At 47.7% G+C, this 20041-nt stretch carries 25 protein-coding genes; 3 read left to right on the top strand and 22 right to left on the bottom strand.

The features are described from left to right. Positions 1 to 18 precede the first annotated feature (18 nt). From AAC155_RS18685 to AAC155_RS18590, 20 genes are all read right to left on the bottom strand, one after another. Positions 19 to 639 carry a tail fiber assembly protein gene (locus tag AAC155_RS18685; RefSeq protein ID WP_046975138.1) on the bottom strand — a complete coding sequence of 207 codons (621 nt, stop codon included), beginning with the start codon at positions 637 to 639 and terminating at the stop codon, positions 19 to 21. Further along, on the bottom strand, positions 639 to 2447 hold the full coding sequence (locus AAC155_RS18680) for a phage tail-collar fiber domain-containing protein (RefSeq protein ID WP_052760829.1): 1809 nt from the start codon (positions 2445 to 2447) through the stop codon (positions 639 to 641). The genes AAC155_RS18685 and AAC155_RS18680 overlap by 1 nt, the downstream gene beginning before the upstream one ends. 9 nt (positions 2448 to 2456) lie before the next feature. Then, on the bottom strand, positions 2457 to 3113 hold the full coding sequence (locus AAC155_RS18675) for a phage tail protein (RefSeq protein ID WP_046975137.1): 657 nt from the start codon (positions 3111 to 3113) through the stop codon (positions 2457 to 2459). Further along, positions 3106 to 4290: a baseplate J/gp47 family protein gene (locus AAC155_RS18670; RefSeq protein WP_113043689.1), complete on the bottom strand. Its 1185-nt coding sequence runs from the start codon at positions 4288 to 4290 to the stop codon at positions 3106 to 3108. The genes AAC155_RS18675 and AAC155_RS18670 overlap by 8 nt, the downstream gene beginning before the upstream one ends. Then, positions 4268 to 4615, bottom strand: coding sequence for a DUF2590 family protein (locus tag AAC155_RS18665; RefSeq protein WP_046975136.1), 348 nt, complete (start codon positions 4613 to 4615; stop codon positions 4268 to 4270). The genes AAC155_RS18670 and AAC155_RS18665 overlap by 23 nt, the downstream gene beginning before the upstream one ends. Further along, on the bottom strand, positions 4608 to 6713 hold the full coding sequence (locus tag AAC155_RS18660; RefSeq protein WP_113043688.1) for a phage tail tape measure protein: 2106 nt from the start codon (positions 6711 to 6713) through the stop codon (positions 4608 to 4610). The genes AAC155_RS18665 and AAC155_RS18660 overlap by 8 nt, the downstream gene beginning before the upstream one ends. Next, positions 6710 to 6850 (bottom strand): DUF6890 family protein, encoded by a 141-nt coding sequence (locus AAC155_RS18655; protein WP_158537808.1) that lies wholly within the window; start codon positions 6848 to 6850, stop codon positions 6710 to 6712. Before AAC155_RS18655 ends, AAC155_RS18660 begins: the two co-directional genes overlap by 4 nt. 50 nt (positions 6851 to 6900) lie before the next feature. Further along, positions 6901 to 7170: a putative phage tail assembly chaperone gene (locus tag AAC155_RS18650; protein WP_046975134.1), complete on the bottom strand. Its 270-nt coding sequence runs from the start codon at positions 7168 to 7170 to the stop codon at positions 6901 to 6903. Further along, the gene (locus tag AAC155_RS18645) at positions 7154 to 7351 is read right to left on the bottom strand and encodes a hypothetical protein (RefSeq protein WP_071881019.1); all 198 of its coding nucleotides are present in this window, start codon (positions 7349 to 7351) and stop codon (positions 7154 to 7156) included. The genes AAC155_RS18650 and AAC155_RS18645 overlap by 17 nt, the downstream gene beginning before the upstream one ends. After that, positions 7272 to 7664 carry a hypothetical protein gene (locus AAC155_RS18640; RefSeq protein WP_082111228.1) on the bottom strand — a complete coding sequence of 131 codons (393 nt, stop codon included), beginning with the start codon at positions 7662 to 7664 and terminating at the stop codon, positions 7272 to 7274. The genes AAC155_RS18645 and AAC155_RS18640 overlap by 80 nt, the downstream gene beginning before the upstream one ends. Beyond that, positions 7661 to 7999, bottom strand: a complete 339-nt coding sequence (locus tag AAC155_RS18635) for a M15 family metallopeptidase (protein ID WP_046975132.1) — start codon at positions 7997 to 7999, stop codon at positions 7661 to 7663. The genes AAC155_RS18640 and AAC155_RS18635 overlap by 4 nt, the downstream gene beginning before the upstream one ends. Then, the gene (locus AAC155_RS18630; protein WP_046975131.1) at positions 7996 to 8289 is read right to left on the bottom strand and encodes a phage holin family protein; all 294 of its coding nucleotides are present in this window, start codon (positions 8287 to 8289) and stop codon (positions 7996 to 7998) included. Before AAC155_RS18630 ends, AAC155_RS18635 begins: the two co-directional genes overlap by 4 nt. Before the next feature lie 12 nt (positions 8290 to 8301). Next, a complete protein-coding gene (locus AAC155_RS18625; RefSeq protein ID WP_046975130.1) occupies positions 8302 to 8757 on the bottom strand; it encodes a phage protein in 456 nt (151 codons plus the stop codon). Beyond that, positions 8754 to 9878, bottom strand: a complete 1125-nt coding sequence (locus AAC155_RS18620; protein ID WP_191214946.1) for a DUF2586 domain-containing protein — start codon at positions 9876 to 9878, stop codon at positions 8754 to 8756. Before AAC155_RS18620 ends, AAC155_RS18625 begins: the two co-directional genes overlap by 4 nt. A 20-nt stretch (positions 9879 to 9898) precedes the next feature. Then, positions 9899 to 10576: a hypothetical protein gene (locus AAC155_RS18615; protein ID WP_146748121.1), complete on the bottom strand. Its 678-nt coding sequence runs from the start codon at positions 10574 to 10576 to the stop codon at positions 9899 to 9901. Beyond that, positions 10573 to 11070, bottom strand: a complete 498-nt coding sequence (locus tag AAC155_RS18610) for a phage tail protein (RefSeq protein WP_113043686.1) — start codon at positions 11068 to 11070, stop codon at positions 10573 to 10575. The genes AAC155_RS18615 and AAC155_RS18610 overlap by 4 nt, the downstream gene beginning before the upstream one ends. Next, positions 11067 to 11519, bottom strand: a complete 453-nt coding sequence (locus tag AAC155_RS18605) for a head completion/stabilization protein (protein WP_146748123.1) — start codon at positions 11517 to 11519, stop codon at positions 11067 to 11069. The genes AAC155_RS18610 and AAC155_RS18605 overlap by 4 nt, the downstream gene beginning before the upstream one ends. A 119-nt stretch (positions 11520 to 11638) precedes the next feature. Beyond that, entirely contained in the window at positions 11639 to 12343 is a 705-nt protein-coding gene (gene gpM, locus AAC155_RS18600) for a phage terminase small subunit (protein WP_113043684.1), read from the bottom strand. Next, the gene (locus tag AAC155_RS18595) at positions 12343 to 13374 is read right to left on the bottom strand and encodes a phage major capsid protein, P2 family (protein WP_113043683.1); all 1032 of its coding nucleotides are present in this window, start codon (positions 13372 to 13374) and stop codon (positions 12343 to 12345) included. Before AAC155_RS18595 ends, gpM begins: the two co-directional genes overlap by 1 nt. A 32-nt stretch (positions 13375 to 13406) precedes the next feature. After that, positions 13407 to 14237 carry a GPO family capsid scaffolding protein gene (locus AAC155_RS18590; RefSeq protein WP_113043682.1) on the bottom strand — a complete coding sequence of 277 codons (831 nt, stop codon included), beginning with the start codon at positions 14235 to 14237 and terminating at the stop codon, positions 13407 to 13409. A gap of 158 nt (positions 14238 to 14395) precedes the next feature. Here AAC155_RS18590 and AAC155_RS18585 point away from each other — a divergent pair, with 158 nt between their 5' ends. Genes AAC155_RS18585 through AAC155_RS18575 form a run of 3 tightly spaced genes read left to right on the top strand, consistent with a single transcriptional unit; the run spans position 14396 to position 17525 of the window. Next, the gene (locus AAC155_RS18585; RefSeq protein ID WP_113043700.1) at positions 14396 to 16174 is read left to right on the top strand and encodes a terminase large subunit domain-containing protein; all 1779 of its coding nucleotides are present in this window, start codon (positions 14396 to 14398) and stop codon (positions 16172 to 16174) included. Continuing rightward, the gene (locus AAC155_RS18580; protein ID WP_113043681.1) at positions 16174 to 17220 is read left to right on the top strand and encodes a phage portal protein; all 1047 of its coding nucleotides are present in this window, start codon (positions 16174 to 16176) and stop codon (positions 17218 to 17220) included. The genes AAC155_RS18585 and AAC155_RS18580 overlap by 1 nt, the downstream gene beginning before the upstream one ends. Before the next feature lie 35 nt (positions 17221 to 17255). Beyond that, complete coding sequence (locus AAC155_RS18575) at positions 17256 to 17525, top strand: ogr/Delta-like zinc finger family protein (protein WP_146748120.1); 270 nt, start codon at positions 17256 to 17258, stop codon at positions 17523 to 17525. Here the strand turns inward: AAC155_RS18575 and AAC155_RS18570 are convergent. Further along, positions 17502 to 17720, bottom strand: a complete 219-nt coding sequence (locus AAC155_RS18570; protein ID WP_046975121.1) for a hypothetical protein — start codon at positions 17718 to 17720, stop codon at positions 17502 to 17504. The genes AAC155_RS18575 and AAC155_RS18570 overlap by 24 nt on opposite strands. A gap of 86 nt (positions 17721 to 17806) precedes the next feature. Continuing rightward, positions 17807 to 20023, bottom strand: a complete 2217-nt coding sequence (locus AAC155_RS18565; RefSeq protein WP_046975120.1) for a replication endonuclease — start codon at positions 20021 to 20023, stop codon at positions 17807 to 17809. Positions 20024 to 20041 lie beyond the last annotated feature (18 nt).

Genomic DNA, 20041 nt, shown 5'->3' with positions numbered 1-20041 from the left:
TTTTCCGTTGCCAATTCATCACGCGGGTTGCTCAGGCCAGTTGATATCGGGGACAGTTGAAAGGTCTACTCTGTTCACCCGCACACGATATTTTTTCCATTCCACGAACGCTGATTTTTCGGCATCCGTGGCGATATCCAGATCAATGGCATCCTGTAAGGGTTTAATTGCCGCATCTGCCTGCTGCTGTAGAGCGATTTTCTGCTGTTCAGCCTGTTCAATTTGATGAGATTTTAGGGCTGATTTATCTGTGACCCATTGCTTATTCTCCCACTTATCAAAGGGGGTTTGGGGTGATTGCAGGGTAAGATTATCTGGCAACGCACCGATGGCGGTAATATTGATCGGCTGGCCTGTATCGGTTGCATACGCCGTTTTACCCCGATAGTCAGGCACATGTCGCCAGGATTTTTCATCTACACAACGACAAATCGCAACGTCATGCGTGTCAGGTAATTCAGGCTCATCCAGATACGCATTAGCCGCAACAGAAAAACCGCGTGGCACGTGATCCATATCGGCCCCAATATATTCCCGTGTTTCAGGATGACAACGATAAACCGCAACCCATCCGCTAACAATGGCTAACCCATCCTCATCAAACCGGGCCATTTGAATATCTGCACTATATTTAGTCATTACTTTACCCTCGTAATATAAATCACTGATTTGTTGACAGGTCGGTTTTCATTTGCGGTCGGGACCACTCTCGACGCGTCAAATGTCCATGAAATCACCCCACCACCGGCACCGGCGGCGCGACCGCCTGCCTTATACTGGTAGCTGAATGCACCAGAGGCGTTGCTCCCGCTCTCAATAGTGGGACTACCTAATGATCCTGTGATATTTCTGATCGCGTCCCCTTGAACACTCCCTAACGAACGACCCGAATCTAAACCACGTCCTCTATCCAGACCACGCTTAAATAAGCCTCTGTCATCGGGTAATTTCAGGTCGGGAAAAATTTTGGCAAGCTCAGGGTAATCTGCCGCACGGAATGCGCGTCCCTCATTGGGTTCATATCCGGCGGGTATCGGCGCAGCCGCATGCCATTCGATAGTGGCGCCAATCGGGATACCCATCGTAATCTTTTGCTCTACGGCACCGTTAGCGTTGAGAAATCTGGTGTGCAACTGTGCATCGGCATCAATCCAAATTTGCCCCGTGTCACCCCCTACACCGATACTCACCCCTTTGGCCCATCCATTTTCCCGACCACAAGAAAATGGCCCTGAATAATGCCTGCCGGGTAGCTCAGTCATATAGGTAGTCTGGTGATAGGCGCCAACATCACCCGCCATCAAACTGATATCAGACGATAGCGATTTCCCGTTAATTCTCCTGTCATTCGGTACAGCATTCATTGCCTGTTCGACGGTTTCCACTAAACCTATGTTTTTGACAAATTCATTCTTATTGGGAATATCTGCGCCGTTCTGGTTTTTAGCCAGGCGACTATTGGCGTTTTCGCTGACAACGGTTAATGCGGAATTAGTGGCATAGTCCCCTTTCGACTGTTTCCCATGTAGACCGCTTTCCAATGCCTGCTGAGTCACATATTTCCGTTTCACGCTATCAATCTCTTGATGAATAGCGGAAATATCACGGTCATTCAATGACCCTTTAATGCGCAAATCCATCACATCTCCGTGACCATCAACACCCGCAACCGCAAAGACATAATGCAGATACCCTGCCGCATCGATGTAGTTTTTAAGATCATTGGCGGCGGTGATATGAACGGCGGTTTTCCACTGGCTGACCAAATTGCCTTGATAGCTAAAATCCGCATAAACGCGGGTATCGCGCAGGCGGTTAAGTGTTTGGTCAAACGCCAACTCACCCCGCAACCCGCCGATATAAGCCAGCCCCTTTTTGACCGTGTACTGGTCACCACGACGAACCACGGAAAATCCATCACCGAAAAACGCCGCCTCACCGTAACTGTCGGTATTCATCAGACGCTGCATTTCATCGATGCCAGATAAACGGGCGGTAAAATCAATCTGCCAGGTTTCCGCCGTAGTCGTAATAGCCGTCTCTTTGGCTGCCCCTTCAAACTCTAGCAAGAAAGAGCGGGTGAATACATTTCCCTGTAATCCGTTAGCGGTCTTAATTTTTTTCTGAGTTGGGGCATGGGTAATCATGCCAATAATGCCAGAAGCCTTATTTATCAGACCAATCCAGTTAAAATCAAAATGACCGGCTTCCGTTCCCAATGTGACACTGTAGGCTACCGCATTTTCGCTAGCTAACCCTGTTTTATTAACAGCCTGACGATGCACAATATGACTTTCTGCGGGTAATTTCTCATCGCGATTAATGGCAAGAGTGGGATCTAAATCCGGCACATAAGCAAAAACAAACTCATCCAAAACCACGGGTTTTCCCGCCGCGGCCTGCTGCGCTTTCCATTTCTCAAAGTCTACTGTAATCACTGATGCCATATTATTTCCTTATAATGATGCACCGTAGGTCATATTAGGTGCAGTAATCTCCTTTAAACTGGCGCTATCAAAAACGGACTCACCCGACATGTAACCCACTTTTAATAGCAAGGACGGCGAGGACATAGCCGCGTAATAACAGCAATATTCCGCGCCTAAACTGCCCACATGCATAAACAGTTTTTTATTCGTCATCACTTCAAAACGGTAGCGGCGGCAAGTGCGGCCATACTGATGAATGATGCTCATCAGCAAATCAGGGTTTTCAGCGACTTGTCCGTCACTGACGCGCAAAATAATCACATCCCAATCTATCGCCGGTTGTCGTTCCAGTAATTCAACATGGCCGACACCTAAACGTTCAAAGATAGCGATAAATCCCGCGACACTGCCCGCCTCTCTGGCATTAATAAACGCGTATTTCACCCGTTTACGAAATAATGTCAGCGGTTCACCGTTAAAGCGCTGGATGTCCCGCTGATAGGCCAACATCGGCAGTAATTCCGCCGAACAAGTTTCCGCATCCAATTGGGCTAACGGCCATGTCAACCAGCGGTAAATCATTGACCAGAACTCACGCGCGGCCCAAAGCAGTTTGGCGGGTTCTCCCTTATCCATCCATGACGGCAAGGCCAGCCGCTTGAGTCGTTCCTTGAATTCAGACATTCTTCACCTCAATTATCAGTGATTGCAGCCTGGGCACACTTAAATCACTCAGAATGTCACCCAATGAAAAGGTCAGCGATTCAATCTCGGCAAATTCACGGTGTATTTCTCGTCCCAAGTTGGAAAAGGAAAATCGGGCATACGGCCAGGTTTTTTTCACGTGATATTCCCTGTTTTCCCGAAAGGCGCAGCGGATCAGGTTTTCAACATCCGTTTTTAATGTTGTTACCTGTTCCTGGCTGTAGTTCGCCAGATTTGCCACAAACAGCATGACCGATAATTCATGGTGCGTTTCGGGCATCGGCAGACACTGCATATCATCCCCATGCCCATGATGACCCTGATGGGTGATGTAATCGTTCACTGCCTCAATAAAGGGCTGGCTGATGACCCCAGAATCCAGCAACAAATAGGCGTTTGCCGTTCCGGCGCCACGAGGCGCATCATGCAGGAAAAAAATGCGGTCAATGCTTAAGCCTGCCACAGCGGCAATCATGCCACGGTAAACCGCATCAGTATGATAGTTGCCCACCCAGTTATATTGGTTGCGGCAGCGGTCACGCAAATCATCATCGGATTCGGCATCTGAACCGGGCATCAATAGCCAACCCTCTTCATTCTGTACTCGCTCAATGCCGGACACTGCCACGGGCAGGATACGAAAATAACCGGGGGCAAGGTTGAAAGCACCGCCTGCGGCTTCTGCTCTGACAGGCAATAAGGCACTGGACACATTGTCGGCCATCACTACGCTTTCCGTGGTGCTGACGCGATAGATTTCGCCATTAATGCGTTCAGTCTGGATCACCGTTCCGGCGGGCACGGTCACCATCGATGCACCTGCGGTTTTATAGAAGCGGAGCACACCCTGCGCAGCGGATGCGGGTTTACGTTTCAGGTTGACGCCCCACGCAAACATATCCAGCCATGTGCCGGATGCAGTCGCCAAATACATATTTTTTAAGGTGACATTGATTAACGCCGCTTTTAGCCATAACACCGGGCGCGTCACGATGGTGTTAATCAGCCGCCAAAACGGGGACATCCGCGAGGTGTTGGTCACCAATCCGGCTTCATCGACCACTTTAGCGAATGCCGTGCTGATGTCGGTCTCCGTGGTTGGCATCCCGCTATCACGTAAGACCTTTTCATAATCAATCGTCGGTTTCGTTTCCACTGCTCACACTCACGTTAATACGGCCAAAATCATAAGTTTCGGCGGTTATCCATAACTTAATGGGTGATTCTTCATTAATGATGACGGTTCCCGGAATAATCCGCTCATCGTCTTCGACCAGTATGCCTATCTGTGTGTGAATGTCTGCCCGTAATGTTGGGCTGCGTTCGGCGATAAGTTCAGTTGCCAGACCACTTTCAATAATAGCGTGTACACAATCCTGACCGATAGAAACACGGTTATGACAGAAATGCGGTTCATTCCCTGAATTAAGTGTAAAATTGCGCTCGTTAATGAATAAATCAATATATTTCGGCTCATCCATGTGCCACTTGTTCCCATTCCGTTAATTGCTCCGGTGTCATCCCGTTGGAAATATTCAACGTCACATTTTCAATTCGGCGACTGTTATCATTGATGGTCTGTGAATGGGTTGTTATCCCTTTTATCATGCCATGCTTACCGATACCCTGCTTTTTCCCGCCCGTTAATGCACGCTCGTTTTCTGGCGGTTTAATCGCTTGCACAGGCTGGATCATGGCTTTAGGTTGCCCCTGAAAAATACCCTTGGATTGCGTCATCAATTTTGGGGGATTTTCCCCTATGCCCATATTGGGAGCCGTCGCTTTTCCCATTGGTTCAGCGACTATTTTTTCAATGGCCTGGGTTTCAATATTGATACCGGGAATAGCATTTAATTTATCGATAATCCAATGGTAGCTGTCGGAAAAGGATTTCATCAGCCAATCCCATAAGCCGCCGAAAATATTGCCGATACTCTCCACAATGCCCGAAAAGGTATCCGCCAGTGAAAAACGGCTAAACCCGTTACACAGGTTATTCCAACCCTCGGCGATCCCATCCCAAACCGCACTGAATATCCCGCCAACCCATTTCACATACGCCGCCACCATCTTAAAGACGGCTGTGTTCATCATGGCCGCTTTGATGGCATCCCAATGCCTGATAAGCAGATAAATGCCAACAGCCAGCAACGCGATAGCGGCAATAATCAGTAAGATCGGCCAGGTCATAAAGCTGAATGAAATACCCGCTAAAAAGGCCGCCATCCTGACAGCCAACAATACCCCATGTAACACGCGCAATGTGGTGTTCCATGCAATAATGGCCGCGTTATAGAGCCACACCGCCGCCGTACCTAGTTTCATAACGAGCGTACAAGCCGCCCAAATCCCCTTAAGGCCAATCCAGATAAATTTAGATACGCCCATGACGAGATTGGCGGCAGCCCCCGCAGCGGCAAAACTCAGAATACTGAGAGTGATATAACCGACCCAGCGGGCGATATTCGAAAACAGTTTCAGCCAGCGCACCAGTAATTGACCGGCATTAGCAAGCCTATTGACCCGTGAAGAGATAACCGGGAGCACTGTTGAACCTACGGCAATACGGATATTCTGCCAAATAGCATGTAACCGCGCCCACGGGTTCGCCATCCGCTCGGCTATTTCACGAGCACGTTTCAGGCCATCATTGGCCCCTAACGCCGAAATATTCTTACGCAGCATATCCACATTGCCATACAATTGTTTTACGACAATGGCAGAATCGCCAAACGCCTCCTCAATTTCCTTTTGTGCCTTGAGATTGCCCTCAATGTTCCTGCCATATTTGGTCTGTAGCTTTTCCAACATTTCCGGCAGGGTTAGCATATGACCAGACGCATTAACAAAGCTGATACCGAGTTTTTTCGCACCCTCAGCGGCATCAGTCAAAAACGATTCATAAACACTACTGGACTCTGTACCCAATGAACGGTGCAATTCCCCTAATACCGCCAATTGTTCATCAATACCTACCCCGAAATGCGTTCCTGCTGCGCGGGCCCCTTCCATCAAATCCGCGATTTCCTCCATACTGGCGCCAAATGTTTTCGACATGATGATGGCTTTTCCCGCCAGTTCCTCAGCAAACTGAATATTCCCCACGGCTTTAGCATGGCTGGAAAAATTCGAAAACATCTGCCCCATATATTTAGTCGTATCTGCCGCGCTGGATTTCAAGGCAGCGGCGGTGATATTGGTGATGTTAGTCATCTGCGGTAAGTCATTTTGTGACAGTTCGCTAATCTTCTTACTGATTTCCGCCGTTGATTGCACAAATTCAATCGATGACTTGCCATACAATGAACTGAATTTCATGGCATCCGCCGCCACTTTCGCCATCACGCCACTATCAACCCCTTGGAGTGATGCCTCTGTCATCGCATCATCCCATTGAATAGCCGGATCAAGCCCCCCCTTAATTGACCAGAATGTCCCCGCTAACCCTGCGCCGCCGACTGCAATTTTTTCAAACGCCGTTTGTGATACTTTGGCAAACCCAGAAACGGCCGCTTTCGCACTGGCAAGCGGTTGTGTCAGTTTATCAATTAGGCTTAATGTAAAATCTAATTGCCTCATGGTTCACCCTTTAATGCCAATGCAATACCATTCGCGGTTGCGATCCGCATATTTTCCCAATAACGATTATCCAGCCAAATTGCACGGGCTAAATTGTCCGTATTATCATTCTCATTCGGTAAATAATGACGGCGCAATATTAATGCTTGTTCAAATAGGCTGTTATCAATGGATTTAACCCGCGTATTTAGTTTTTTATTTCAATTTCCAGTTTTGGCGCATATTCGGCATTGACCTTTTCAACGATTTGCATCGCAGCACCGGGTATTTTTAACCATTCATCTAAAATTGATTTAGACGCAGGCTGAACAATACGACGCAAATAGGTAACAATGGGTACAACCTTATTATCCATTGCCATATCGTTAATCATGCTATTATAAGCAACAATATTTGGCTCGAATGTAATTTCATTTTCACCGACAATTAAAGTAATGACTTTATTTTCTTTGCTCATAGGTTAATTCCTTTCTTTTATTAATTTCATCCACTAATTGATTATGCCGTGCGGCGCAATTACCATATAATTTGGAATAATCCATTATAACATTTGCCAGATTATTTCCGGTTGTTCCCGTCAGTTTCGGTAATCTGTCCTGACATTTTGTCAGTAAGTTTTCCTGATAGTGTTCGTTCAATACTTTCGGCTGTATCGTTGTACATCCTGACAAATTCAGGGCTAACGCACACATGAGTAAAAACAGGCCGAACCATTTCAGTATGAATCTCTCGTGGGGCGGCATGGGCTATCCCTTCTAACTTATTTTCCAATTGTCGGGCGGATACACTGGAAATGTGTTGCAGTTCCTGCCTGATTTTTCCCCCTGCAGCATCCGCTGCCCGTGTGATATTCAACTCCAGACTGTCACGGTAATAATGGTTTACTCGCCAGCCTGCACAGAATGCCAATGCCAGGAAAGTCAAATACAGCATCCGGGCATTGAACATCATTTCGCCCCATTATGCGCCAGTGAGAAATGATTGCCGTCCGGCCGAGAAAATCGCCCGCCCCACGTGCCGCCAAGAGATTCCCAATATTCTCCTAACGGTAAATAAGCATGACTGTTTGTCTGGTACTCGCCCCCGATAAATAAATTCAGATCTATCGCCAGCCGCTGAATATGCAGGCTATTGGCAATGCCTTTCCCTATCTGAGCGTTTAACTTCGCTTGTTCTGGTGTACGATAAGCCTCGCCTAAAGTCAGGCGATAACCGTGTTCGTCCGCCCATAAGATCAATTGTGCGACCAGTACCGCAAATAATTGCTGTTTTTCACTCAGTGTCATTTCTTTAACTTCCCTGTTAACAAAGCGCTGCCGCGCTTGCGTAGCCAAACTTCAATTAACTGATAGCCGGCAATCCCTAATGCGCTGCCTATCCCAGTCACCGCTATCGGGCTGATGCCCGGCCACCAAATCAGCAATACCCCCGCCATCACTGACACAGCCGACCCTAAGATAATCCGGCCAATGAAAAGCCGCAGGGTGATCGGCTCATCGCCTGTTAGCATCTTTCCTAACGCAATCAGTGCCCCCAATAGCACCAGCGTCACAAAGGTTTTCTCATGCTCTTCCATGAACACGCCTCTTTACCCTATCAGGCTTTGTGTCAATTCCGCTTCCAGATAGGGAATGCCATTAATGCGCACAAAATCGGGACTGGTCACCACAAATTTCACTTTATGCGTCATGACACTGCCGCCTTTCGGATCAACGTCCAAAATGTCGCTGACAATCAGCTTGCAGCCGTAAGCCTCAACTTTGATTTCTTCGTTACCGGCCTTGGCATACCACATCAAATCGACGGGCTGAATACCCCGCCATGAACCCACCGCGCGCGCTTTAGCGGTCACCATCTCCAGATATTTGGTACTGAGTTCAATCTCCCCCTCTGCCGCCACATCACCGGAGATATAACCATCCGGTACGCCCTGTGTTTGGGCGGCGGCGGTGTTGTCCGTAATGGACAAATTGACCTTTTCCGCATGAACCAGATCCCCGTCCATATTAAAATCAACCGACTGGCCTGAAATACGTTTGCTCATGCGGTTTTCTCCAGACTACTATCCAGCAACAGACTCACCGAGATCCCTTTCGGACATTCGTAAGTACGAACAGTGATATAAATTTCCACCGTGTTTTTATTACGCCATGTAATCACCACGTCTTCATCTTTCGGGGATTTCACTTCCCCCGGAAAAGTCACGCCGTTAATTTCAGTACTGCGCGACATTTCACGCAAGGTACGGGCGAAGTATGCCTGATGCGTTGCGACACTGCCCGGCGTGCTGTTTAAGCTACGGTCGGCAATTTTAGCGATAGCCTGCAAACGCACCCGACGCGCTACTTTATCGACAACCCGCAAGTTTTCGATACTCTGGTAGTCTCCGCCTTCTACGTCCAATGTGCGACCATCTGACCAATACATGCCATCATAATCGGGATACCACATCGGCACACTGAAACGCAGTTTTTCCAGTGCCTGCAAGGTTGCCAGATCAATCGGCTGATCTGTGCCATCTTTTGGAAAATCGGTTGAACCCAAATCCATCAACGCTCCGGTTTGTACCCGTGCGGGACTATCCGCCACGGTGACAGTGCGGTTACATAAACGCCCTGCCAATACGCCCGCCTCATTGCCCCACAGACACGGCACCAGTTGCACCGATGCCACAGCTTCGCCCTTTTGTAGCTCTGCCAGACGGGCGACATAATCCGTCCAAGTCTCTTTTGCCTGTGTGCCATCAACCGCCAGAATGGCCCACTGCCAGCGACCAAATTTAGCCATCGTGTTGGCTCGCAAGGTTTGCGCGGCTTTAATGATGGCTTTGGTTGCGCCGACCGTCAGAGTATAGCCCTCAATACTGGCTATACGCTGCGCCGACGTCACCGCCTCAACAAACGCCAATTCATCCGCCGATCCCGGCAATACATGGATATACCCGGACCAGTTTTGCCCCGCATTTGCCATTGCGGCCAGTATATGACGCTTGAGGGCGGTTTGTGCCGTTCCCAGTACAGAATCAAAGTCCGTCTGGGTATTAACCGCAATGGTTTTACCTACGTTGGTTTTTCCCGTCCCAACGAAAAGCAAGACTCGCTCAATTTCCCTTGTTTTGCCTTGCAGTTGATTAACCTGGTTAACCTGAACATGTGGCCACATAATTTAATCCCTTATCAATGCGCTTAACCCACACCGTATCCAATGCCTTGCAACTGGCGAGCCAACGCTTGACTGAATTCTTCATCATTGATACCTAAGAACTTACGGGCAGGAACTTCAATCATCCATGAACGTTTAACCGTCCCGCCGCTCAGTTCGCGGATCAATACCCCTGCCTGAATAAATTTCATATTGGCGGTAATTTCCTTTATCGGGGGCTTCCGCCAGCGTTTATCCTTCTTAACCTGATAACCCAAATCCCGCAGTTTTTTCGCCTGCTTAATGGTTGCCATGCGCTCACGATCAACGCGCTTTTGCACTTGCCGCCGACTGACCTGAATACGCATCCCGTTTTGCTGTACATACCCCACAACACCCGCAGGAAGCTGTTGTTTTCCATTCCGGTAATGCCCGCCTTGCAGGTAAATGCGCACGGCGTTATTTTCCGGCATTTCCCGAATATGCAAGAGCTTCGGCATGTTCCTGAGCATTTTCTTGCGCCACGGGCTTTTTCTGGCTGTCCATCGCCCACCATCCGGTGATTGCTGATTGCGCACATTGCGTTTTGCCGCCTGGATCACCCCGTATTTCGCAATCCGCCATAACAGGCGTTGGCGCTTTTTCGAGGGTAGTTCAAGGTCACTCAGTGCGTTTTGCAGTGCCTTAAACTGATTTCGGTTTAACTGCCCATGCATCATTATTGGCTTTGTCCAACGGGTGCGCCTGACTCATTCACACCATGCACAACCCCCTTTTCAGCAAACCAGATTTCAGTATCAGCCAGCCTCCAGCGCTTACCCTCAAAGGGGACGATGCCGTTTTTATCTTCACGCATGACAACAGGCTCTGACAGTGACAACGACACTACAACTACAGCGGTTTCCTCATCCACTTCAACGGTCATCGCTGGCCGTTCCGGCTCCAGATTGGCATCCCCTAACTCATTGCCCTGCTCAGTCAGCCACACATCTATTAACAATGGGACATATCGCGGATCAAACTCTCGGTATGGGAAACGCCCCCAGGCAATCACCGCCTCATACTGCTGGATAAACATCTGGTATTGCCCCAGACCTAAATCCCGTTGCGCAGGAATGAAACGAATTTCATCCATTTCACTGGTAAATTCTATCTTACAGAGACGTTCTGGCAGGTTTTCCCGCAAAAATGCCGTTAAATGATGTAATTTGCTCATATCATGCGTACCGTTGTGCGACCGTATCCCTTCATATTGCGGATAACAAAAGCCGCTTCCGCTAATAAACGGGGACGTAGTTCAGAACTTTCTTGTGGCGGATGAGGGGCACGACTGACAATAGCGGTGTATTCCCCCAACAGATCCGCTTTTGCCCTGGCATAAACCGCCTTTTTATACTGCCCCACTAACGCATTAACGCCATCGATAGCAATGCCTGGCACATCGGCCGCTTTCTGATAGCCTTTTGCCTGCAACCGGACTTTCAGACGCTGTAAGTCAAGATTGATTTCAGCGGTACTTGCCAGCAGTGCATGAGCTAACAGGCCATTATCTAAGTCAGCCGGAATATTGCGGTTCACCTGAAATTCGCGCAGATTCAAATCCGGCCAAAAACCGTCATTGGTCAACGGTTCATCCCGATAATCAAGGGTGTTGCCACTAAACATCTCGCCTCTCTCATCCATAAAAAAGCGGGCAGCCCGGTTTCCACGGCCATGAGCAATCCTTGCCATGCCTCCACCGCGCCCGCTCTGGCTTGCGGTAGTCATTGTTTATCGTGGTATCGCTATTGGGTTGTCAATGCCCGTAAACGGGCGGCAATCCGTTGCCGATAAGTTTTTACGCCTGATTTCGGGTTACACTGATGCGCTTTTGATAACCAGATATCCGCCTGCTCCAGCACATCCCACCTATCAACCGAACTCACCTTAATGTCGGCGTTATCCCCTTTCAGCAGGTTCAAGGCAGCAAATTTGTAGTATTTAGCCTTAATTTTTTCGTGTACTTTCCATTTGCCCGTGACATTCTGAAATGTCCTTGAAAAATAGGGTTCAACACTATTCCCGGTGTCGGCTTCCACCTGTGCCCAGAGTAAAACCGTGTCGGCAACAAAGGCCGGAAAGCTACTGCGAAAATTGTCAGGGGTGAGCTGCCCTTGCTCAATGGCGATATCGGCCCAATCCAATCCTTTGGCAAAATCCCCAATATCAAATAACCAGATCACGCAGTAAGCAAAAATCGGGTTTCGGTAAATTTCCCCCTCGGTGATGTAGCGTTCCGCCGTGGGCAGATAATTAGGCAACAATTCCCGCTTTTTCATCTCTACCCGTTCCGCCGTTAACGCCAACTGGCGTAACCGCTTAATATCCTGCTCAATGGCGCGGGCTTGCAGGTGCATACTCGCCCCCTCTGCAATCGCAACCGCTTGTTGCCGCGCCAGTTTCTGGCGAAGTTCAACCGCGGCCCGGTGTCGTTGAGCAGGCGACAGCACTATTCTGTATCCAGTTTTTCAGCAGGTTCAGCCACGGTACCGATAGTGACGGCACTTTCATCATAGGCGGCGTACAATTCCGGTGTTTCAATCGCGTAGCCCTCATTGCGCAGGTATTTATTTTCAAATTGTTTACGGTCATCCACAAATTCCGCCTTACGCTGGCGTGTATTACGCTGTGTCAGAATTTGCAAGTTAGGCAGCATGGTGACTGACATACGTTTACCCGGCATAAATGGCGGGATAATGGCCGGACGTCCAGCAATGGAACTCCCTAACATTTGCGCCGCGATTTTTTCAGTCGGTTTATTTGCTGCCTGATATAATCGATATTGTTCAGCCGCCACTAAATCAGCACCGACCAGTACCACCAAACGTGGATCATGCCTGAATTGCTGCGGAATACAGGCGTTAATCAGATCTGACGCCATCGCATCCAGTGAGGTAAAATCACCGTGCTCATCCAGTTTCACCGGTGCAGTAATCACCTGCTTGCCGTCATTCCATTCTTTGGCGATTTGATGCCAACCCATGTTCACATCTTCACCATTCGGATTGGCTTCTGGGTCGGTGGTCTCCGCCACTCGCTGGCCGTTAAAACCAACCCGGATCATATCCAGTGCAAAAGATTCATGAGTGAATTCCTGCATACGTTGGAAAAACTCATTTTCTGAACCCGAGTTCGCCCAGACAGATAACAAATCCCAGGGCAAGGCGGTACCGGAATCGGTTTCAACTAAGCTGTATTTATTGCCGTCAACCCCCGTTTTACGCATAAAGCGGCCATCTTTTTTACGCCCGGTGAATAACCCTGGGTTGCCGACTGACACCACCTGGCCGGAAAGGTGATCCACATCCGCACAGGTGATCATGCTGAGAAATTCCACGGATTCCAACAATGCGCTGCGCAAGGCGGTTTCTTTTGGGTCAGTCAGCGAAAAGTAACGTGATGTGTCTTCAACCCCGTAGGATTCGGCTAACCCCGCCGCATATTTCTGCAAAAATGTCCGTGCCTGATGATTCAATTGCATAGCTCTTCCCTTTGCCTTTTTCCATCATGGAATTACAGAAATTTAAAAGGCTCGTTTTTGTCGCCTTTTGGGTTACGCGATGGTAAGCGGGTAGCAATACCGTCCAATTTGTTAAACTTTTTTAGAATATCGGGCAAACTGTCACGTAAACGCGCAAATGCTTCGGTATCGACAACCGCTTTCATTGTCTCGACATCTTCCTGAACGTCTGCAACTTCCTGCTCGGTCGATTCCTGCTTACCCTCAAGCGTGGTCATTCGCGCTTCTAAATCTGCTACAGCCTGGGCCAGCGCCTGCAACGCATCATCGCTTGATGGTTTTGATTCGATTTCTTCTGGCTCTTCAATGTTAAAAAAGCTTTTCCATCCTTTTTTGGCCTTTGTCATGCCGTTATCCTTAACGTGTTTAACCTCATCAATAACCAGTGGCTTATACGCACCGAATCGACGATGTTTGTTCCTTTTTTTAAATTGCAGACGCGTTGTGCCCACGCTGGCGGGTGAGTCAGTCACTGCCAGTCCTTCCAGATATGTTTTGCCGGTTCCGCGAAAATTGCCATCAGACGTAAGTTCAACAGAGGTAAACAGTAATTGTCCCTCTCGATTGGCCTGTAACAAATGATGATTGGGTCGCAGTTGCGCATATAAGCGTAAAACCCCGCCATCATCTCGCGCTGCTTTGACGGCTAACACTTCGCCCATTGCACCGAACCCACGTTCATGTTCCGGCCAAATGCGGGCAGTGTACAACTCTGGGTTATAGAGTTCGGCAGCCTCTAAAATCCATTGAGGTTCCATTACTCGGCCATCAACCGTGTCGCCCTCCGTGGCAATACATATCCAGTTAGTCATTAACTGAGACATATTTAATTCCTTCCATTTGAATCAAATACAGTATTGCGGATTCAATAAAATGCTGCGAATGGTTTAATTCTGATGAATTCGGATATAACGCCATAACCCATTCAGGCCGAAATTGAATGCGCGTCAGGATACATTTAGCCCGGCATAATATGATTGCTATGGCTAAATACTCCGATGAACTAATCAATGTCGCCCGTTCTTTATACCTACGGCGATATACTCCGGCAGAAATTGCCCGTGAATTAAATCTGCCGAATCGGCGGATCATTTACTATTGGGCGGAAAAATGGCATTGGGCAGATATGCTCAACCATGAAAGTGTTATCGAGGCCATTAACCGCCGAATTGCCGTGCTCAGTGAACGCAACAATAAAACCTCGCTGGAATTAGACGAACTCGACCGATTAATTGCACATCATATAAAACTGATGGCACAGGAAAATAAGCATAAAGAAAAGCTGGCCGAAATTAAGGCGCAAGAAAAATCAGGCGGTGATTATATCCCATTCAGTGAGGATGAACCCAAGAAAAAGAAACGCTATCGTAAAAATGATATTTCGACACTGACTAAAGAAGATTTTCAGCAGTTTGTCGATGAGACGCTTTTCGGCTATCAAAAACATTTACGCAATAATCTGGCAAAACAGATCAGAAATATTCTCAAAAGTCGGCAAATCGGTGCAACCTGGTATTTCGCCTTTGAGGCATTCGAAAATGCCGTATTAACGGGCAATCCTCAAATATTCTTATCCGCCTCAAAACCACAGGCAGAAGTTTTCCGCTCGTATATCGTTAATATCGCTGAACACTTCTTCGGTGTAACGCTGACAGGCAACCCTATTCGGCTCAGCAACGGTGCCGAACTGCGTTTTTTATCAACCAATAAAAACACGGCACAATCCTATTCCGGTCATTTGTATTGTGACGAATATTTTTGGGTACCTGATTTTAAACGCCTCAATGAAGTTGCCTCCGCAATGGCAACCCATGACAAATGGCGTACCACCTATTTTTCAACCCCCAGCGCCAAAACCCATCCCGCCTATCCATTTTGGATGGGTGACGAATGGCGCGGCAATGATCCCAAACGTAAGAACATTGAATTTCCCTCATTTGATGAATTACGTGATGGCGGTCGCGATTGCCCGGATGGTCAATGGCGTTACGTCATTACGCTGGAAGATGCCATTAAGGGCGGATTCAACCTGGCATCCATTGAAAAACTGCGGAACCGTTATAACCCAGACACATTTAACATGTTGTATCTGTGTATGTTTGTTGATAGTGGCGCATCTGTTTTCAAATATCACCAACTAGAAAAATGCGGCGCGGATATCCATCTCTGGGAAGACCATGATCCCAATGCACCGCGTCCTTTTGGGGATCGCGAAGTCTGGGGCGGTTTTGACCCGGCCCGTTCTGGCGATACTTCAACCTTTGTGATTATTGCCCCGCCCATGATGGCGCCCGAAGTTTTTCGGGTATTGGCAACGTTCTATTGGCAAGGCATGAACTGGAAACATCAGGCGAAACTGATTGAAGATCTCTTCAAGCGCTACAAATTTACCCATATCGGTATTGATACCACGGGGATTGGTCACGGTGTCTATGAAATGGTGCAGGACTTCGCCCCCCGGCAAGCCCACGCTATCCACTACAACCCGCAAAGCAAAAACCAACTGGTCATGAAAATGATTGATGTGGTCAGTGAGGAGCGTATCGAATGGGATGTGGAACAAAAAGAAATTCTGGCCTCATTTCTGGCTATTCGACACACCACGACGAAAAAAGGCGGCAGCATGACCTTTGTCGCTGACCGTTCGCGGGAAACCGGACACGCTGACGTCTTCTGGGCAATCGCTCATGCCCTGATGAATGAGCCGTTAAATTACGACAAGAAACGCACCTCTAAATACACATTTGCAAAGGCTGCATAATGAAGAAAAAGTTAAGGAAAACCCGCGCACATTCCCCACGTACAAACGGCCGTCAACGGCAAATGAGCTTAATCACGTTGGGCAAACCTGAACCGATACTCACCACCAGAACGGATTATCAAAATATCTGGTATGACAATGACTATGACCATTACACACTACCGATTGACCGTTTAGCCCTGGCACAACTGACCAACATGAACGGTCAACACGGCGGTGTACTCTATGCCCGTCACAATATGATTGCCTCGGATTATGTCGGTGGCGGACTGTCCCATGAACAATTCAAGTCAGCCGTGATTAATTTCCTGATTTTCGGTGATGTCGCCATTCTGAAAGTCCGTAACTTCTGGGGTGATGTGGTCGCACTGGAGGTCTTGCCTTCCCTATACCTACGTCGCCGTAAGGATAAATATTTTGTGGTCTTGCAAGAGGGTGAACCATTGGTTTTCTCACCGGAAGAGGTCATTTTCATTAAGCAGTATGACCCGCAACAGCAAGTTTACGGATTGCCGGATTATATTGGCGGTATTCATGCCGCACTGCTCAACTCTGAGGCCACCATTTTCCGCCGTCGTTATTACCACAATGGCGCCCACACTGGCGGTATCATTTACACCAATGACCCGAATATCTCTGATGAAACCGAAGAGGAAATTATCCAAAAATTACAACTCAGTAAAGGGATCGGGAATTTCGAAACTCTGTTTGTCAACATTCCCAACGGCGACCCTGACGGGATCAAATTTATTCCGGTGGGTGATATCTCAGCCAATGATGAATTTGCCAATGTGAAAAGTATCAGTTCACAAGATGTGCTGACCGCTCACCGATTCCCGGCGGGATTGGCTGGCATTATCCCGACCAATATCGGCGGGTTGGGTGATCCGGAAAAAGCCCGTGAGGTCTATCGCCAGGATGAAGTTATCCCCGTTCAAAATATGTTCATGAATGCGATAAATACCTATGATGTGCCCGAAATATTACATATCCGTTTTAAACAAGATCGCGTAAGTTCGTGTGCAAAACGCGCAAAAAACAGGTAAAATTACCGAAAATGGATACTTTGGGAATGAGGAATATGCGCGTATTAAAAATTATCTGCCCTGAGTGCGGTGCTAAGGCGGTTATTCGCAAGACGAATCGGAAGCACCGTGAAATTGCTGATCTGTACTGCGCGTGTTCCAGTGTTGAATGTGGTTATACATTTGTTATGAATTTGACGTTTTCGCACACGCTAAGTCCCAGTGCAAAAACGGGTGATCAACTGTTGCAGACCGTGATTAACAACCTCAACCCGCAACAGCGTCAAATGGCATTGGATTTATTAAAAGTTCGCCCTACTGCGTAATTCTGAGCCACTACTTAGTGGCCTTTTAGTTTTTACATTTGAGATTATTTCTTTTCTGACCTGCTCAGCAAGTTCTGCAATCCAATCAAATGCGACTTGCCGTTCTCGACTAGTGCAAATACCTGAATTACCAACTTTAGCAATCAATTCAATCCGTTCCAACACGGCCAACTTATCCAGATAATCTGACATCATATTTTTACCGTTCCATTAACTGTATTTATATACAGTTTAATTTAATATAATTAACAAATGCATCAATTTCATTGAGAAATAATTAGTTATGTGACCTCAATCGGCCCTTGGTTAATTTTTCGCAACATAGTCAAATAATGACCTTTTGGATCACGGAATATCCCGGAAATATCAACCCCCAATTTTTCACTTAACCTACTCATTATCATTTTTGTTGTTTCAGTATGCGTTTTTTTAACTTTATGTAGATGACCGAACATAGATAAACAATAACGCTGTCCATCTATGGTCATACTCCCCCCCTCCAGTAACGAATGTGCCAGCACATCACTCATCTCCAAACTCTGTAATTTTGCCGATTCATAAACTCGCTGTATTTTTTCCTTCTCACTCATTTGATGCCAACCGTAATAGAATTCATCTAAATACAGATCACTTCCTTGACTAACCGTATTTCGTGCCTCCGTACAGTTATTGACAGAACTCCAAGAGGAAGAAAAAACCACACCCTCACCCGCAGATACCGGGCTGGATTTAGGGACCATCCTCCATTTCACAGTACGGGTAACAAAAGAAGAGGATTCGCCCAGACGGGGCGAGTAAATACCGGAAATACGCTGAACATCCTCACCGTAAATATTGCCTTCCTCGGTGACCTCATAAGCAAGGCGCACAGTGAGATCTTTGCGGGCAACCAATGCACCGCCCTGAAATTCGGTATAGGCTGACCAGTTGCCAATATCCGCCGCAAAGCGAACGTTATCCATATCCTCATCAGGCAAAATCTGTTCGTCACCACTTAAGCGACGCAGTTCACGCCAGACAGAAACCGGAGCACCACCAATCTGCTGGAATTGACGGATGCGCCAACGACTCGCCCAGGCAGAAACCGAACGGGACATATCCTTAAGAAGTTGGCCTGTTTCCCCATCCTTTTCGCCATCCAGCGCGTAACCATCAATATTCTTTGAGATGTATTTGGCGATATAGCCCGTGGCCGAACCTTTTGCCTTATCGATAGGCTTCACATGGAAACGCGCCTTGAGTGCCTTTTGTCCCTGTAATTCCTCTGAATCTTCCAACCGGGCGTAATAACACATAATGTCGCGCATTTCATCGACATGCTCAGGGCGCATAAATAGCAGCATATGCCAATGTGGCGTTCCGTCATGGTGAGGTTCAACAACACGAAAACCGAATACGCTGATCCCCGCACGGGAATAAGCCGCCCGGATTTTTGCCCAGACCTTACACAAATACTTTTGTGTATCCTTTGGGGTCGCACCGTTCCAGTTTTTCACAAAACCGCCACCACTATGTACAGAGTGATATTTAGAAGGGGCTGTAATAGTATAAAAATCTCCCACACAGCCCATTTCGTTAGCCAAGTCCTCAAATCCGCGCATACGGATCATGAGTTCACAACGGCGAACGGCAGGGTTTGCAATGCTGCCCAAGACCTTATCGCTTAACGAAACTCGCTCCCCATCTTCATTCTCTAAATCGAACGATTGCAGAAACTCCCAATTTAGCCGCTTCTGCTCTGTCCATTCATGTAAAGTCTGACGTGAAACATAGGATGAAACCGCTTTTTGTACCTGTCCGACAGCAATTGCAATATGTTCGGCACGAATATCACGTATCCGCTTTAAACGGATGTACCACCATTGATCTGACATCATGCGCAGCAATCCCGCACATAGTTGGTCTTCTGTGGGTTTAATTCGACCTTTTGCAAATTGCTGCCAATATGGGGCTATCGTTCCCGCTTGCTGTGTCAATTTAGCCAAACGGGTATAGACATGAATTAATCTACGGCAAGCGTCCTGCTCATTCTGTAGGGCCTGTTCAACATATTGGTCGTAACTCTCAGCCATAAACCGCGCAATCTCATGCGCAAGCTGTTTTATTTCTTTACGTCCTAATGTTGGCAATTGTTCCAGTGATTCGATAAACGGGAACGGCATAACACCAGATACAATATGCTGGAACTCGTATTGTTCATTGACCAATTTTAACCGTGGTAATACGTTCTCGCAGAACTGACGTAAAAACGTATTAGCCCGGCGGCGACCAGATTGATTGAAAATATTGGCGTAACGTGTTGCAAGGTAGATCGCCAGTGAATGCGGCACATTCTCAAGATATTGATGCCGCCATGCATAATCGTTAGGGTTCGCCTCCCACATAATACGTTCAGCCAGAGTTGCATCATTCGGCAACCCTGGCTGAAATTCTATACTCTGGCGATACATTGAACGCAGTGCATCGCCGTTATTTTCTTCTTTTCTTTCAATATTCATGTTACAAACAATTAACGG

This window comes from Photorhabdus sp. HUG-39 (genome assembly GCF_963878365.1).
Taxonomy (GTDB): Bacteria; Pseudomonadota; Gammaproteobacteria; order Enterobacterales; family Enterobacteriaceae; genus Photorhabdus; species Photorhabdus kayaii.
Note: the sequence above shows the minus strand (reverse complement) of the source record. Positions and strands in the feature narration are given on the sequence as shown.

Excerpts from the sequence above, each read along its gene's own strand:
- AAC155_RS18565 (WP_046975120.1), bottom strand. The coding sequence starts at position 20,023 with ATGAATATTGAAAGAAAAGAAGAAAATAACGGCGATGCACTGCGTTCA.
- AAC155_RS18660 (WP_113043688.1), bottom strand. The coding sequence starts at position 6,713 with ATGAGGCAATTAGATTTTACATTAAGCCTAATTGATAAACTGACACAA.
- AAC155_RS18685 (WP_046975138.1), bottom strand. The coding sequence starts at position 639 with ATGACTAAATATAGTGCAGATATTCAAATGGCCCGGTTTGATGAGGAT.
- AAC155_RS18625 (WP_046975130.1), bottom strand. The coding sequence starts at position 8,757 with ATGAGCAAACGTATTTCAGGCCAGTCGGTTGATTTTAATATGGACGGG.
- AAC155_RS18590 (WP_113043682.1), bottom strand. The coding sequence starts at position 14,237 with ATGTCTCAGTTAATGACTAACTGGATATGTATTGCCACGGAGGGCGAC.
- AAC155_RS18650 (WP_046975134.1), bottom strand. The coding sequence starts at position 7,170 with ATGAGCAAAGAAAATAAAGTCATTACTTTAATTGTCGGTGAAAATGAA.
- AAC155_RS18580 (WP_113043681.1), top strand. The coding sequence starts at position 16,174 with ATGAAGAAAAAGTTAAGGAAAACCCGCGCACATTCCCCACGTACAAAC.
- AAC155_RS18570 (WP_046975121.1), bottom strand. The coding sequence starts at position 17,720 with ATGATGTCAGATTATCTGGATAAGTTGGCCGTGTTGGAACGGATTGAA.
- AAC155_RS18575 (WP_146748120.1), top strand. The coding sequence starts at position 17,256 with ATGCGCGTATTAAAAATTATCTGCCCTGAGTGCGGTGCTAAGGCGGTT.
- AAC155_RS18665 (WP_046975136.1), bottom strand. The coding sequence starts at position 4,615 with ATGGATGAGCCGAAATATATTGATTTATTCATTAACGAGCGCAATTTT.
- AAC155_RS18680 (WP_052760829.1), bottom strand. The coding sequence starts at position 2,447 with ATGGCATCAGTGATTACAGTAGACTTTGAGAAATGGAAAGCGCAGCAG.
- AAC155_RS18585 (WP_113043700.1), top strand. The coding sequence starts at position 14,396 with ATGGCTAAATACTCCGATGAACTAATCAATGTCGCCCGTTCTTTATAC.
- AAC155_RS18630 (WP_046975131.1), bottom strand. The coding sequence starts at position 8,289 with ATGGAAGAGCATGAGAAAACCTTTGTGACGCTGGTGCTATTGGGGGCA.
- AAC155_RS18675 (WP_046975137.1), bottom strand. The coding sequence starts at position 3,113 with ATGTCTGAATTCAAGGAACGACTCAAGCGGCTGGCCTTGCCGTCATGG.
- AAC155_RS18605 (WP_146748123.1), bottom strand. The coding sequence starts at position 11,519 with ATGTTTAGTGGCAACACCCTTGATTATCGGGATGAACCGTTGACCAAT.
- AAC155_RS18610 (WP_113043686.1), bottom strand. The coding sequence starts at position 11,070 with ATGAGCAAATTACATCATTTAACGGCATTTTTGCGGGAAAACCTGCCA.
- AAC155_RS18595 (WP_113043683.1), bottom strand. The coding sequence starts at position 13,374 with ATGCAATTGAATCATCAGGCACGGACATTTTTGCAGAAATATGCGGCG.
- AAC155_RS18640 (WP_082111228.1), bottom strand. The coding sequence starts at position 7,664 with ATGATGTTCAATGCCCGGATGCTGTATTTGACTTTCCTGGCATTGGCA.
- AAC155_RS18635 (WP_046975132.1), bottom strand. The coding sequence starts at position 7,999 with ATGACACTGAGTGAAAAACAGCAATTATTTGCGGTACTGGTCGCACAA.